Here is a 14,287-nt window from a genome sequence, read left to right as displayed (position 1 = left end):
TAATTCAAGGGGTTCCGATTGTCCTGGCATAATCCGAAAGCGCTTCCGCCACCCTGGCAAAGATTTCTCTGATATCTTCCGGCTCACAAACGAAAGGCGGTGCAAAGCTTAAGTTGTTGCCGCCGAATCGCACATACACACCTTTTTTCCAGCACAGTGCACTGATTTCGCTGGCGTGGCGAAGCGGTTGTTTTGCATCCATAGTCAACTGAATCGCTCCCGCCAGCCCGATATTACGAATATCCTCCACCAGCGGCAGCCCTTTTAGTTCGTGAATAGCTTGTTCGAACACCTTGGCAAGGTCGGCCACGTTGTTCAGCAGACCTGGCTGTTGCAACTGATTCAGACTGGCCAATGCCGCCGCACAGGCTAGCGGATGGGCTGAATAGGTGTAACCATGCGGGAACTCAATCAGGTAATCATCACCGGGTTGATTCATCAAACAATCGTAGATTTCGCTGCTGGCCAGCACTGCCCCCATCGGCATCACACCGTTGGTCAGGGCTTTGGCACAGGTCAGAATATCCGGCTGCACATCGAAATAATCAGCACCAAACATGGTTCCCATTCGACCAAAGCCGGTAATGACTTCGTCGAAAATCAGCAAAATATCATGCTGGTCGCAAAGCGCCCGAAGCCGCTTCAGGTACCCGGCTGAAGGTATAATAACGCCCCCCGACCCGGCCATGGGTTCAACCATAACAGCGGCAATATTGCTGGGATCCTGAACTTCCAAAATAGCTAACAAGGCGTCAGCCAAGTGTTCACCCTGCTCAGGCAATCCTTTGCTGAAACGGTTCTCAGGCAACCAGGTATGAGGTAAATGGTAAGCATCCAGTGTTTGCCCATATATTTTGCGATTGCCACCAATCCCCCCCACCGAGATACCGCCGAAATTCACCCCGTGATACCCCTTACTACGACCGATAAACTTGCTTTTTTCCGGGCGACCTTTAGCCCGCCAATAAGCGCGAGCCAGTTTAAGCGCGGTGTCAGCCGCTTCCGAACCAGAATTACAGAACAACACATGATTCAGTGCTCCTGGTGCCATTTCGGCGAGCTTATCTGCCAGTTCAAAGGCCTGTGGATGACTAACATTAAATGCCGGGGCGTAGTCCAACTGCCCCATTTGCGTATTAATAGCAGCGGCAATTCCCTTATTGCCATGACCTAAAGGCGTACACCACAGACCGGACAAACTGTCGTATAGCTGATGGCCATCTGGCGTGTAGTAATAAATGCCCTCAGCATGACTAACCATTTTGGGCTGCTGATGAAAACGTCGATTACTGGTGAATGCCAACCAATGGCTGGAAAACGACTGACGATTGGGGTGAAAAGCCGCCATATAAGGATTCCTGGATGAATGAACTAAGAACAAGAAACGGACAAATGATCTTTGAATGCTAAATCTAGGTAAATTTCTTTGGACGATAAATCCTCAACTGATACAGTTCAGTTTAGTTTTTTTTAACCTATCAGCTCGATGATAAATTCCCGTAAGCTGCGTCAGGTCAGTAACCTGGACTTAAAATTGCTGAAAACCTTTATCGCCGTGGTTCAGGCTGGTAGTTTTACTGGTGCAGAAAGCTTGCTAAATCTGAGTCGCTCGGCCATATCCATCTACATTTCGGATCTGGAAAAACGCCTTGGCATGAAACTATGCAACCGTGGCCGGGCAGGTTTCAGTCTGACACTGGAAGGCCAAAAAGTGTATGAAGCCGCGCAAAAGCTGATGTATGCCACCGATGTGTTCCAGGAAGAAGTCAACAATACCTACGCAGTACTCAAGGGCGAACTGAACATAGGCATTATTGACAATTTGGTCACCATACCACACCGCACCATAAGCAATGCGCTGGCCAAGCTGAAGCACATCAGCAGTGAGATACGTATTAATATCCGCATGAGCAACCCCGCGGATATTAGCCTGGCGTTATTAGAAGGTGAGTTGGATGTGGGGGTGATGCCCAGTCTCCAGCCGATTGACGGGCTTAGGTTACACTCCTTGTACAGTGAAACCAGCGCCTTGTATTGCTCTAACGCGCACCCTTTGTTTAGCAGCCCGGATGACCTGCAAACGATAGCTCAGCACAGCGCGGTGCTGCCTATTTACGCAGAACAAATGAATCAACCCCAATTGTTCGATCAGCTCAATGTAACAGCCACCTCCAATGACAGAGAAGGTGTGGCATTTCTGATCCTAACCCACGAATACATTGGTTTCTTACCCGAACACTATGCCACGCGTTGGGTAGAAAAAGGTGAAATGCGCGCATTGTTGCCGGATATGCTTAAATACCAAACTGATATTTATGTGGTTACCCGCCAATCCCAACGAAACAAAAGAGTGCTGGACGTTTTCCTGAATGCGTTAGTTGATAAGCTGGTCATTGCTGACTAAGTTAATAGTAGCGTTTTATCAGACATCGTCAGCCGCGCTGGATGTTAATCAGGGATGTAACATGTCAGAACAAAAACTGCAGTTTGTGCTTCGCCGCCACCGCATTAAAGCCGTCAGCGTCTATTTGCTCCTTCTGGGTTTCTTATTTGTCCTTAATCTATTGTTCGGCAACCCCGAAGAACAACAAATATTCGCCGTCGCTGCGCTGGTTGCCAGCCTGACGTTACTCATCGTTATCAGTTATCTGGAAACACTCATCAGTGAGTTACTGACTTCAAACGAGCACCGCCGCGACTAACTTTTATGGCGGTACAATGCATTTCATTGACGCGCAGTTAAAACACATCTTGTTATTTAACAACACCAAACCCTATCAAATGTTGCCAATCCCACAACATTTGGTAAATTGTCACAAGAATGATTTAAATAAAACCACAATAAATCACATCGGACGTTGAGCTAATTCGGGGGATCCATGTTCCACTCTTTAAGTTTGCGCGCCAAAATCATCGCATTTGCTGTCAGTATTTTTATCTCGCTACTTGCCGTGTCATTTATTGGCTTGCACGTGCTAAGACTGGCCAGTGAAGGCGACAACATTGCTCGTATCAATCAGTTGATGAAGAGCACAGTCAACGTCATCCAGCAATTTGAACTCATGGTGGCCAACGGCGAGTTGCAAGAGCAACAAGCCAAAAAACTGGCCACGCAAATCCTCAGAGAAAATAAGTACCACGATTCTGAATATGTTTATGTGGTCAACGAGCAACTGGATTTCGTAGCTACCCCGCACGACCCACAGTTACATGAAACCAGTTTTAACGATTTTACCGACGCGCAAGGCAAAAGCATTGGCCAGATGGTGAAAGGACTGGTGGGCAATCGTACCGGTGAGATCATCACTTACTATTGGAATGATGAGCGCAACGGTGACATTGTCGACCTGACATCTGTGGTACAAAAAACCCCGCAATGGGGTTGGTACGTGGGAACCGGTATCAGTTATCAGGAAGTTGATCAACGCTACTGGGATACCGCTATTTGGCTGGTAAGCCTGTCTGTGATTATCGCGATTATTCTGGCACTGGCGCTGGCACGTTTCGGCTTTAGCTTAAGCCATGCGCTGGGTGGCGAGATACGCCAGGTCAGAGAATCTGTTATGCGCGTATCTAAAGGGGATCTCAGGCTGGCAGACAATCAGGATAATATCGCCAGAGACAGCATTCTTGGAGCTGTTATCTATATGCAAAGTAAGTTGCGCGAAGTAGTGCAAAGCATCAAGTCCGCCTCTCACAGCTTACAAACCCAGAGCCAGGATTCCCAGTCACGTTTTGATGAGCTGGATAAACTCACTCATACACTGAATACGCAGGCGCAATTAGTTGCCACCACCATAGGCGAACTGACCCATTCTGCCCAACAAGTCGCAGAACAGTCAGACCTCACCTCTCAGTCTGTCAGCTCGGCCGACGAGCAGGGCAAACAGGCCAACGCCTTGACGGATCAGTCCACCACCACTATTGCCCTGCTTGAACGTCAGATAGAACAGGCCGGCAATAATATTCAGGTGTTGGAAGACGAAGTCAGTCAGATAGCCAGCGTGTTGTCGGTGATTCAGGGCATTGCCGAACAAACCAACCTACTTGCCTTAAATGCCGCCATTGAAGCCGCCAGGGCGGGCGAACAAGGTCGTGGCTTTGCTGTGGTGGCTGACGAAGTCAGGCAGCTGGCACAGCGAACTCAGGCCAGCACGGGAGAAATCCAGCAGACCATTGGTAAATTGCAAACCGCCACCAAAGAAGCCAAGTCGTCAGTCAATGCCAGTATCGCCACCAGCGAACAGGCAGTGATAAATGCCGGTCAGGTCTCAGAGCAGCTTTCACATATCGGTCAGTCCTTGTCTGCCATTATGGCCATGAGCGAGCATATCTCCCATGCCGCCGATACCCAGCTAAAGGCCGGGCAAGGTACCAGCAACAGAGTGGATGAAATCGCCCGAATTGCCGCGGATAACGCCAGCTTGTCTCAGCAAGCTCACCAGGCCACGGATCAGATCAAACAATTAGTCGTACAGTTGGAAAGTCAGGTAGAGAAATTTCAACTCAGCTAATTTCATACAACTCAATAGGCAACCCATCCGGATCGGCAAAAAAGGTAAAACGCCTGCCGGTAAATTCATCCACCCGGATGGGTTCAACCTCCACCTTATGCCTCTGGAGATCTGATACCGCGTTATCCAAATCGCTAACCACAAAGGCCAGGTGTCTCAGGCCACAGGCTTCGGGTCGACTTGGGCGAACCGGTGGATCAGGAAAAGAGAACAGTTCCAGTTGTCCGCCGTCCGGCAAAGCCAGATCCAGCTTCCAGGAATCCCGCTCTGCCCGGAAATTTTCCGCAATGATCTGCAAACCCAATGTCTGGGTGTAAAACGCTTTAGCGCGAGGGTAGTCCCGGCAAATAATCGCAACATGGTGAATACGCTGCAGCATGCTTTCTCCCATTTCAATATGCACAAAAAAGGGCCTGACGGCCCTTCTTTTATTCGACATAGCCTTCGTTGGCTTTTACTGTCAACGGATGGTAGCCGGGTTTGGCTTCAGTAAACGCTTGTTTAGCAAAGGCCTTACCTTTTTCCGTTTTCGACAACGCCTGATACAGGGGTTTAACCAGCTTATTGCGGCCAATATGCACCAGGTAATCATGCAAGCGGCTGAACGCCGGTTCATACCAGTTGTTTACCGACATCAGCAACCAGCTGTGGGCAATCTCATTATTGCCGACCTGAGTCAGAGCAAAGGCATTATCCAGCTCGGTCATCTGAGCCTGAGAGAGAGACTCTGGCATGTTGTTGAGGAAATGCAGCCACTGGTGAGTATTCCAATTGGCGGTGTCAATTTGCTCGGCCTTTAGTTCACCAGCCAACCAGTTATCTCGCGCGGCATCCACTTTCGTAAAGGCGTCAGAATGGGCCATGGGCGCACCTGCAGGCACACCAGGTTCGAAGATCCACTGTTGAATACGCTGAGCATCCAATTTGTCTGCATGCTCCTTCAATAGTGTGTCATTTAAGTAGGCAATAAACTGATCTGTGGTAATGCTCTGGAAAGCAAAGTGCTCAAAATAGCCCATCAGAAATTTATCAAAAGCATCACGCCCTACTTTTTGCTCAAGTTCACGGGCAAACAATGCACCTTTTTCATAAGGGATATCAGAAAACACATCATCAGGATCGCGACCACGTAAGTCGATAGCCAGCATCTGATCAGCGGCCGGTAAGCTGGCGATATCCGCTTGCAACGACTGCTGCCCCAATACAAATTCCATCTGCTCGCGCTCAGGACCATAAATCATTTCCATAATGCGGTAGGTCAGATAGGTGGTGAAACCTTCGTTTAGCCACAGATCCCGCCAGGTTGCATTGGTCACGGTGTTACCCGACCAGGAATGGGCCAGCTCATGGGCAATCAGCGACACCAAGCTCTTGTCACCCGCAATTACAGTCGGCGTAATAAAGGACAAGCGAGGGTTTTCCATCCCACCGAAAGGGAACGAGGGTGGCAGAATCAGCAAATCATATCTGTCCCAGCGGTACTTACCGAATTTCTTCTCGGTCACATTCAGCATCGCTTCGGTATCTTCAAATTCCTTGGCAGCGGCCTCCAACATGGACGGCTCGGCATATACCCCTGTGCGCTCCCCCATTGGTTTGAAGGCCAGATCGCCAACCGCCAGGGCTATCAGATAAGACGGAATAGGTTGCGGCATGGAAAAGTGGTATTCCCCATCACGCTCAGTAGCGGGATCGTTCGAGGCACTCATCACTGCCAACAGTTCTGCTGGTGTGCGAACCGTGGCCTGATAAGTCACCCGCACTTGCGGCGAGTCCTGCAGCGGAATAAAGCTTCGGGCATGAATAGCCTGCGCTTGGGTGAACAAGAACGGCTGCTGTTTACCCGCAGTTTGCTCTGGCGTTAACCACTGCACGCCGCTCGCTTGCGGCGACGTATGGTAGGACACAGTTACCGCTTCAACCTTAGCCGGTACTTCAATACTGAGTGCCGCGCCTAAATGCGGATCGGCATCAGCCAGGGTGAAGGGAATATCCTGCCCCATGGCCGTTACCCTTTCGATGCTAAGATCCCGGGTATCCAGAATCAGCGTCGACGCGTCAGGCTCAATGCGCTGAAATTGGATGGTCGCGTCGCCAGAAATAATGTGCTGGCTGAAATCCACATCAAGATCCAGATCCAGATGAGTCACTTTGATTTGCTCTGGGTTAGCAAAGGAATGGTAATCCTTGCTGACTTCCATAGCAGGGTTTGACGCAGTGCTGGCAGATTGTGGCTGTGTTTGTGTGGTTTTGCTTTGTTCGGGCGCTTTGCCACAGGCGGTCAGGCTAAGACCGAGCAGGACAACAGAGGCGATTTTGAATTCCATCGATGTTCCTTGTAGTTATAATCTTGGCGCCGATTGTGGCATATTTACCGCAAAGACCCAACGGCCTGCAAGCCCAGTTGCGTCAAGTCAGCTTATAAGGATGGATTGATGACGGTTTTGTATATACTCGGTGGACTATTTATCGCCCTTTTGGTGTTGATTCCGCTGTTGGAACGCTCTCGTCATCAGTTTACGCCTGAACAAGTTGCCAAACTCAGCCGCTGGATTTGGCCGTTAATGATCATACTCGCCATAGTGCAACTTATCCGCTATATGCTTTGAACCTTGTTCCGTTAAATGATTCCGCCCCATGATCCGATAGATTATTTGTTCGAGATCAAAAAGTCGTAGGGTTTTCGCCGTAAATACGACAACTCTATGAAAACTTAATCTGGAACAACTTTTCGTAACACTTGCCTGGATAGAATGCCTGCCATCAACAGTTACATAGTCCAAGGAGACAGCATGGCCAGTCATTCAAAACATAGGGTGTATATTCCAACCAACGCCAGATCTAACCAGTATTTGCTGGCAGAGATCAAAACCGATGACAGCTTCTATCAACATTTTGACAGCGCCGAAACCTGCTACGAAAAACTGAGCCAGCGCTTTTTTGCCCTGGCCGACCAAGCGGGTTTGCATAATGTCCATATGATTGCTAATGACAAGCTCCCTGTGGTGCGTTACCACGCAGAAGCCATGCATTTCCAAACCGGCAAACAAATTTTGTTTTTCTACGACCCGGCTATCCATGAAGGACAGAATTTATTCGTTAGTCCGGATTACCAGGCGCGTAAAATTCGCCTGTTGTTCCTGGCAACCGGCCCGGAAATTCGTGCCCACGCCGCGCAATTCCATCAACAAGTGATGAGTGTTATCGGCCAATTAAAAGCGGAACTGCCAGAGCAGGACTGTCAGATTAAAATCCGCGACCACCAGCATTTATCCTATGATTTATATGCCCATGAAAAGGGCCATAAAGAAAGTTACGGTTACAAATTACGTGGGCTTTACCCACGTTACAAAGCCAGACAATGTGAACTGCCTCAGCAACACTCGGCAATCAGTTATGTGACATTGAGTCTGCCTATGACCCGCCAGCTTAAGCAGAAGTTTGGCACTACCGGCGCTGCCAACTTTGCCCCGCTATATCTAGCCTTGGAAGAGCAATTTCTGAAAGCCACCAGAGATAAGAAACTGGATCGTCTGGCCATGGTGGCCAACGGATTGACCCCACTGGTGCGTAACAGTCAGGTGGACCAATCTCAACACAATGCTGAACTGCAAAAAATCAGCTTCGATCCTGATGCCCCAGGTCAGCAATTTGTTGGCTTCTGGGATAACGATAATCTGGTAGAAACCGCACACTTTATTATCGTGGCAGGTAAAGAAGACAATACCGAATTCGGCTACGGTCACTTTATGAACCGGGTAGAAGAAGCCTTGTCCGTGTTTGCCAAAAGCTTAGGTATCGACCCGGCCCGCACTGCACTGACGCTGCGTTTCCACCAACATATCAGTTATCTGGCCTGATAGGTCTGGCCGGTCAAACGACCGGCCAACCTCTCCCTGTATCATCAAGCACAGGCAGATTCTCGCTGCACAACAGCGTCGTCGCTGAGCCTATCGGCAATGGCCTTAACCTCAGCAAACCCTCTCTCTATTGACGCCTGATGCCTGTGATCGGCAAATTCCTGATACTGGACCTGCACCTCATCAAGCTGTTCAACACCCAGGTAGTGGCATAAGGTGCGGATATGTGGTGCCAAGTGATTCATCTGCTCTCGCACCCCACCCGCTTCAAAGCCAAATTCACCAGTGGACGATAACAAAATCAAACGTTTACCAGACAACAACGGGGCGATAGGGAAATCGCCCCGCGCCAAATCAAAGCTAAAGGTTTTGTTTACCCGGCTGACCTGATCAAACCAGGCCTTTAATGCTGCCGGCATGCCGTAGTTGTACATAGGTGTTGTCATCAACAAGGTATCGGCCCACACCAGCTCATCAAATAGCTCATCAGATAATGCCAGTGCCTGCTTTTGCTCAGTTGTGCGTTTTTCTTCCGGCGTAAAACACGCCGCCAACCAGTTTTCATCAATAAAGGCCGGTGGGGTTTTGCCGACATCTCGAAGCTTTATTTCATAATGAAATTTATTCATCTCTAGTCGTTCCATAAAGGCATTACCAAGCTGCCTTGAAATGGAACGGTAGGAATGTTTTTCGTTAGTATCCCCTCTTACACTGGCGTCTATTCGCAATATTTTCATGAATGCAACTCACTTTAGGTTGTTAGGAGTGGCCATTTTGCAAATTGCACTTGCCAGTGACAAAAGATACTTTCTACACAAAAGATGAATTAAACTCACCTATAAAGATATACATAGACCTTCTTGAATATGTCCGACTATCCATCACTTAACAGTCTAAGGGTGTTCGATGCCGCAGCCCGTCTGCAAAGCTTTAAGCTGGCTGCTGATGAATTGCACCTGACCCCCACGGCGGTATCCCACCAAATTCGGAATCTGGAGGCGTGGTTAGGATTACAATTATTCAGCCGACATGTTCGTCAGGTCAGGCTTACGGCCCCAGGTGAACAGTTGGCGCAGGTGACCTATGCCAGTTTACAGGCCATAGGTCAGGTACTCAGCGAGCTCAAACAGCAAAGTCAGGGCCTGGTGATCAGTTGCACGTCTTCATTTGCGGCCCTGTGGTTGCTGCCTCGTATGGCTGAACTGCAAGCCTTGTTGCCGGACACCCAAATGGAGATACGTAGCGGTGAATTGTTGGAACCATTGCAGTCAGTCAGTTCTCTGGGAATTCGATTTGGACCGATAGCTGACCAGAATCACAGGCTTAGCCATGAGTACTTTAACTTGTATGGCACCGCCGAACAGCTGGCAGCGTTCGACGCGCGGCTGGGATGCAGGATTTTTATTCCCAAATGGAAAAACGCCAGTCTACCAGCGGCTCCCTGGGACGCTTACCGCCAGCAAACACCCATGCGCTGGAACAATTGCGGCCTGGAATATTTCGACCAGGAGCTGTTCGCCGTTCAGCAAGCCCAGGCGGGACTTGGTTTGGTATTCAGTGGTCAGACGTTAGTAAAAAATGCCACCAGCCTGCGTCCTGTACCCTCTTATTCTGCCGTCCCATCCGGGTTAGGCTACTATGTGCAGCATACCGACAACCGCAAACTTACTAAGTTGATCTCTTGGCTGACCCTCTCGTTGACTTCACCCATATACGAATAGAGAGTTTATGGCATTTTTAACAACAATAGGTCATCACTTGGGGAGACAGCGCTTGGCGACCAGAGCATCATTTGCCTGTCCATATGGCAGTAGATTGTCTAGGCTCTGTTGTCCCTCTATCACAGCGAAAATCCGACCATATAAGCCTTGGCTCGTCCTTGCTCGTCTACCCAATAGCCAACCGTCAATAACTGCTCAGCCACCACATCTGCAGACAACACCAGGGTTTTCTTACCTATTTGCAGAGACTCGCTCTGCCAAAACTGGCCATCGTGCTGGTACAGCGACACCTCCCACTCTGTCAGCGCTTCATCCAAGCCAGTTTCGGCTAATACCAACCACTTACCTTGATAAGGAATCAACAATCTGGCCCAGTCCAATGCTGCTGAGCCAAACATTTCGACACTGATAAGATCGCCGCTGGTTGGTGACATTTTGGCCAGGAACAAATCCCCTCTTCCCTGATAATTTTGATCCAATGCCAGATAACTGGTTCCCACCAGCCAAACCTCCTCATTCACCACCTGGGTACCTGCGATAGTGTCTATGGGACTGTTACTCAGCGATACCGACCAATAAGGGTCGCCGTTAGTCGTCAGCTTCTTCAGCCAGGCACCTCTGGACTCACCCATATCGCTTTGGTAACCAACGTATAAGTCAGAGTCCATAGCTGCGCTGGTGTAAAAATCCCCCTGTGGGGTATCGTCCGTTTGCCACCACTGTAGCTGAAATTGCCCCTGGTTATGTTCATCAAGGCGCGCTAACCAAGGGTTCTCCTTCGCTTCCAGATAATTAGTTGGAATAAAGTAATCATCATAGCCCACCAGCAAATATTGCTCAGGTGCCAGTTTGAGCAATTTCACAGGCACATTAGGCCGCTCGGTACCCAGTTGCGACACCCCAATCAGACTGCCGTCGACGCTCAATCTGCCAATTAGCACATCCTGCTTACCCTGATTAACCTGCCCCGGCATTGCGCCGGTGCTGGCTCCAACAAAAAGGATCTGATTGTTGTCGAGCAATAGCTGATTGATTTGATCCGTGCCAGTTGTATCAAGTACATACCGCCAAACACGCTGAACCGCGCCCTGGGTATCCAGTGTTAACCTTTCAACAAAGGCGTTGCTGTTCCCTGCTGCCTGACTTTGTGCTGTAGACCCTTCATAGCCAGCGACAATCACCGAACAATCGCTTAACCTGACGACAGACTGCAACGCACTTTGTCCCCGATATTCAGGTTGATAGAGGGTTGGCCAACTGCTGCAAGTCTCCGTTGGCGGCGTTGGAGCAGGAACCGGTGCCAGATTGTCTCTATCACCACCACAGGCCATCAGCCCTGCCAGCATGGCGGAAATCATACTATTCTGGGCGATAAAACGGATTCGCCACCTATCACTTGTTATCAATTTTTGCTGTTGCATACTTTGCTCCCGGATTTGAATCGGCGCATTATCAAGAGCCGTGCAACAAGCCGCCCCTATAAACATCTTAAAAGATTGCTAATTGAGCAGATGGGGAGAGTTCACGTCATAACAGAATGTTCAGATCAGAGGGCAAAAGTGGCTGTCTAACACCACAGACCTGTATGGGGGCAAGCTAATCCTATAAACCAGCTCCCCCATTAAGCCTGTTGGCTCAAGCTTAGCGTGACAGCCTTAGGAGTGCTGCTTCTCAACATGGGCCTTAAAGTTATCCAAAATGCCCTGCCAGCCTTGGCGCTGTTGTTCGGCAGAGTTTTCGTCTTCGGTTTCAAATGTCTCGACCAGCTTCACGCCCTGCTCGGTTGGCAAAAACTCCACCCGGACTTCGCGATCATCACCGAGTGTGTACTGAATGACTTTATGCAATTCAACTTGCGTGTAGGTACCCACAAAATCAAAGCCCATAGATCCATCTTTGGCTTCCATGCGATAGTTAAACCCCTGCCCCACTACCAGCTGGTTTTGCGCCCTCGGGCAACACCAAGTGTCGATGGCAAAATTCCATTGGATGATATCTTCTGGGTTGGTCCAGGCATGCCAAACTTGTTGCAATGTAGCTTTTACGGTGGTTTCGATTGAAATCTTCATGGGTACTCCGTTGCAGTTATAAAGCGCCCTTTACCGGGGCGTCAAAGTGGGTGTTCTGCTAATTAGTCGTTGCTAGCCACTCCGCTTCGACAACAGGATGCAAAAATGTTGATGTTTTGCATGGCAATGCTGCACAGGCCCTGGTGTTTAACGCAAAAACCAGGGCCCAGAAGCATTAGTCGCGCCAGCGGCGGGTAAGATCCTCGTAAGCATCAATGCGACGGTCACGGAAGTAAGGCCAGATACGTTTTACTTTTTCGGTACGGGCCAAGTCCAGCTCTACCAATAAAGTTTCTTCCTTGTCGCTGCTGGCCTGGGCAAGCAGCTCACCTTGCGGCCCGGCAATAAAGCTCTGCCCCCAGAACTGGATTCCCGGGTCGCCGTCAATGGGCGAGGCTTCAAAGCCGGTACGGTTGGCCACGATCACCGGCACAGAATTGGCCACCGCATGGGCACGCTGAATGGTATGCCACGCGGTGTGCTGGCGCTCACGCTCATCCGGTGTATCTGTCATATCCCAACCAATGGCCGTGGGATAAAACAGCATATCCGCGCCGCGCATAGCCATCAGGCGCGCCGCTTCCGGATACCACTGATCCCAGCATACCAATACCCCTAGCTTACCAACACTGGTCTGAATCGGCTCAAAGCCCAGATCCCCAGGGGTGAAGTAAAACTTCTCGTAAAAACCAGGGTCGTCAGGAATATGCATCTTGCGGTACTTGCCCACCATGCCTTCTTTGCGGTCGAACACCACGGCAGTGTTGTGATAAAGGCCCGAACCCCGCTTTTCAAACAAGGAGGTTACCAACACAATATTCAGCTCGGCGGCCAGGACCGCAAAATACTCGGTTGCAGGGCCAGGAATAGGCTCAGCCAGATCAAAATAGTCGGTGTTTTCTTCCTGACAAAAATACAAGGTGCTGTGCAGTTCTTGCAACATCACCAGCTCGGCACCCTGCGCCGCCAGATGGCGCACCTGCTCAGCACTTTTTCGCCAGTTGGCCTGTTTGTCGTTGCCTACCACGGCCTGCTGAACCAGACCTACTTTTAATTTAGCCATAGACGCTAACTCCTTTGCGCAACTGCGCGATCACTTCATCTTTTAACGTACCTTGGGGCACCTGCATGCTAATACAATGCAAACTGCCATATTGCTGCACCAGCACTGCACAATCCAGCGCCACAATACGATGGGCCGGATAGGCCTTGGCCAGTACTTCCAGAGCAAGTTCGTCTTCGGGCTGGCCGTAAATCGGGCACAGTACCTGCTGATTGTTAATCAGGTAATTGGCATAGGATGCCGGAAGGCGATCGCCTTCATCGCTAAAAATCACCGGCAGTGGTAATTCAAAAATCTGGTGCTGTGGTAAGGCCTGACGGCATTCTTCTACCAGCGCCTGCAATCCCGCAAAGTGACCGTCATCCGGGCGATTAAAACAAGATTGGATCACCAGCCCCTGATCCGGGGTAAAACGTACCAGGGTGTCGATATGTCCGTCGGTATCGTCCCCTTCCAGATGGCCGTTTTCAAAGATGCTGACCTGACTGGCCCCCAGGTATTGCTTAAATTGGGCGCGGTAGTCATCCAGACTCATCTGGCCGTTACGCTCAGGATTCAGCAAACACAGCGAGGTGGAGAGCAAATGGCCATCTGCATCAATTTCCAGTGCGCCGCCCTCGGCCACGATATCGGTGCTGATCAGCGGCAATTTGCATAAATCAGCCAGAATCTCTCGATTCGCCCTGTTGTCACGGGATGCATCAAATTTATTACCCCAGCCGTTAAACTGGTATTCCACCGGCTGCATACCCTGGTCAGACTGGCAGGTCAGAAAGCCATAGTCACGCAACCAGGTATCGTTAGGGTCGGCTTTAAGTAGCAGCACCTTGTCGGTGCTATTTACCCGGCGCTGGAAGTCGGCCATATCGCCTTCTCTTATCAGTAACAACACCCCACAATCGGCCTGATTGATGGCATGGATCAGTTCAACATATAAGCTACGGGCTTGTTCCAGCCAAGGGGCCCAATCGGTATTTTCATGGGGCCAGGCCAGGATCACAGCTTCCTGAGGCGCCCATTCGGGCAGTAAGCGGCGAGATGTGGTCATCATCATTTCCAG

At 50.0% G+C, this 14,287-nt stretch carries 14 protein-coding genes; 6 read left to right on the top strand and 8 right to left on the bottom strand.

What is annotated here, in order from left to right:
• Positions 1 to 4: 4 nt before the first annotated feature.
• Entirely contained in the window at positions 5 to 1,348 is a 1,344-nt protein-coding gene (gene aptA / locus J0A65_RS09600) for an omega-aminotransferase AptA (RefSeq protein ID WP_206593953.1), read from the bottom strand.
• A 138-nt stretch (positions 1,349 to 1,486) separates the two neighbouring features.
• Between aptA and J0A65_RS09595 the strand changes: the two genes are divergently transcribed.
• The 3 genes from J0A65_RS09595 to J0A65_RS09585 all read left to right on the top strand — a co-directional run bounded on the left by J0A65_RS09595 (position 1,487) and on the right by J0A65_RS09585 (position 4,514).
• Positions 1,487 to 2,404 carry a LysR family transcriptional regulator gene (locus tag J0A65_RS09595; protein ID WP_206593952.1) on the top strand — a complete coding sequence of 306 codons (918 nt, stop codon included), beginning with the start codon at positions 1,487 to 1,489 and terminating at the stop codon, positions 2,402 to 2,404.
• A gap of 61 nt (positions 2,405 to 2,465) precedes the next feature.
• Entirely contained in the window at positions 2,466 to 2,702 is a 237-nt protein-coding gene (locus J0A65_RS09590) for a hypothetical protein (protein ID WP_206593951.1), read from the top strand.
• A gap of 177 nt (positions 2,703 to 2,879) precedes the next feature.
• Positions 2,880 to 4,514, top strand: coding sequence for a methyl-accepting chemotaxis protein (locus J0A65_RS09585; RefSeq protein ID WP_206593950.1), 1,635 nt, complete (start codon positions 2,880 to 2,882; stop codon positions 4,512 to 4,514).
• Here the strand turns inward: J0A65_RS09585 and gloA2 are convergent.
• The gene (gene gloA2, locus J0A65_RS09580; RefSeq protein WP_206593949.1) at positions 4,507 to 4,893 is read right to left on the bottom strand and encodes an SMU1112c/YaeR family gloxylase I-like metalloprotein; all 387 of its coding nucleotides are present in this window, start codon (positions 4,891 to 4,893) and stop codon (positions 4,507 to 4,509) included. The two genes, J0A65_RS09585 and gloA2, sit on opposite strands and share 8 nt — an antisense overlap.
• A gap of 49 nt (positions 4,894 to 4,942) precedes the next feature.
• Positions 4,943 to 6,841 carry a M1 family metallopeptidase gene (locus tag J0A65_RS09575; protein WP_206593948.1) on the bottom strand — a complete coding sequence of 633 codons (1,899 nt, stop codon included), beginning with the start codon at positions 6,839 to 6,841 and terminating at the stop codon, positions 4,943 to 4,945.
• A gap of 108 nt (positions 6,842 to 6,949) precedes the next feature.
• Here J0A65_RS09575 and J0A65_RS09570 point away from each other — a divergent pair, with 108 nt between their 5' ends.
• Both J0A65_RS09570 and J0A65_RS09565 read left to right on the top strand, forming a co-directional pair.
• On the top strand, positions 6,950 to 7,123 hold the full coding sequence (locus J0A65_RS09570; RefSeq protein WP_206593947.1) for a hypothetical protein: 174 nt from the start codon (positions 6,950 to 6,952) through the stop codon (positions 7,121 to 7,123).
• Between the two features lie 183 nt (positions 7,124 to 7,306).
• The gene (locus tag J0A65_RS09565) at positions 7,307 to 8,374 is read left to right on the top strand and encodes a DUF3083 family protein (protein ID WP_206593946.1); all 1,068 of its coding nucleotides are present in this window, start codon (positions 7,307 to 7,309) and stop codon (positions 8,372 to 8,374) included.
• Between the two features lie 44 nt (positions 8,375 to 8,418).
• Here the strand turns inward: J0A65_RS09565 and J0A65_RS09560 are convergent, their stop codons facing one another.
• Positions 8,419 to 9,111 carry an FMN-dependent NADH-azoreductase gene (locus tag J0A65_RS09560; RefSeq protein WP_206593945.1) on the bottom strand — a complete coding sequence of 231 codons (693 nt, stop codon included), beginning with the start codon at positions 9,109 to 9,111 and terminating at the stop codon, positions 8,419 to 8,421.
• Positions 9,112 to 9,240: 129 nt separating this feature from the next.
• Here J0A65_RS09560 and J0A65_RS27650 point away from each other — a divergent pair, with 129 nt between their 5' ends.
• Positions 9,241 to 10,095: a LysR family transcriptional regulator gene (locus tag J0A65_RS27650; RefSeq protein WP_206593944.1), complete on the top strand. Its 855-nt coding sequence runs from the start codon at positions 9,241 to 9,243 to the stop codon at positions 10,093 to 10,095.
• Positions 10,096 to 10,214: 119 nt separating this feature from the next.
• Here the strand turns inward: J0A65_RS27650 and J0A65_RS09550 are convergent, their stop codons facing one another.
• From J0A65_RS09550 to J0A65_RS09535, 4 genes are all read right to left on the bottom strand, one after another.
• Positions 10,215 to 11,516, bottom strand: a complete 1,302-nt coding sequence (locus J0A65_RS09550; protein WP_206593943.1) for a hypothetical protein — start codon at positions 11,514 to 11,516, stop codon at positions 10,215 to 10,217.
• Between the two features lie 234 nt (positions 11,517 to 11,750).
• A complete protein-coding gene (locus J0A65_RS09545) occupies positions 11,751 to 12,164 on the bottom strand; it encodes an SRPBCC family protein (protein ID WP_206593942.1) in 414 nt (137 codons plus the stop codon).
• A gap of 175 nt (positions 12,165 to 12,339) precedes the next feature.
• Positions 12,340 to 13,227 carry a carbon-nitrogen hydrolase gene (locus tag J0A65_RS09540; RefSeq protein WP_206593941.1) on the bottom strand — a complete coding sequence of 296 codons (888 nt, stop codon included), beginning with the start codon at positions 13,225 to 13,227 and terminating at the stop codon, positions 12,340 to 12,342.
• On the bottom strand, positions 13,220 to 14,275 hold the full coding sequence (locus J0A65_RS09535; RefSeq protein WP_206593940.1) for an agmatine deiminase family protein: 1,056 nt from the start codon (positions 14,273 to 14,275) through the stop codon (positions 13,220 to 13,222). The genes J0A65_RS09540 and J0A65_RS09535 overlap by 8 nt, the downstream gene beginning before the upstream one ends.
• Positions 14,276 to 14,287 lie beyond the last annotated feature (12 nt).

The sequence above is a fragment of the Bowmanella yangjiangensis genome (assembly GCF_017255015.1).
GTDB lineage: Bacteria > Pseudomonadota > Gammaproteobacteria > Enterobacterales > Alteromonadaceae > Bowmanella > Bowmanella yangjiangensis.
The sequence above is the reverse complement of the archived record's forward strand: the minus strand, read 5'-3'. Positions and strand labels throughout refer to the sequence as shown.